Origin of the sequence: Bradyrhizobium sp. sGM-13, assembly GCF_018398875.1 — a bacterium.
Taxonomy (GTDB): domain Bacteria; phylum Pseudomonadota; class Alphaproteobacteria; order Rhizobiales; family Xanthobacteraceae; genus Bradyrhizobium.
The window spans coordinates 1-245 of record NZ_JAGWDK010000406.1 but is presented as its reverse complement, the minus strand read 5'-3'; the positions used below and the strand labels follow the sequence as shown (position 1 = coordinate 245).

1 protein-coding gene is annotated in these 245 nt (G+C 50.2%); it reads right to left on the bottom strand.

The annotated features are described in order from the left end of the window. Positions 1-38 precede the first annotated feature (38 nt). On the bottom strand, positions 39-245 hold a 207-nt coding region (locus tag KJQ96_RS39450; protein WP_213291267.1), incomplete at its 5' end, for a hypothetical protein.

The following is a 245-nucleotide window of genomic DNA, read 5'->3' as shown; positions in this document are numbered from 1 at the left end:
CCTTTTGCGATGAGCAGGCTATGACGGCACACCAAGCCTTAAGCCATCTTGCGGGTCATGCTGAATCTCTTGCCGAGTTCGATACATTTCTTTTCATATCGAAAGGTCGAAAGGTGAGCGAGGGCGAACGTAGTCGCTATGCTGATGGGCCTCTTGAGCAGGTACTTCTGCCATGTGGCGCCTTCATTCATCCATCCAGATGCCATCAGAGGATGAATCACGTAGAGAGCATAAGAAATCTCAGC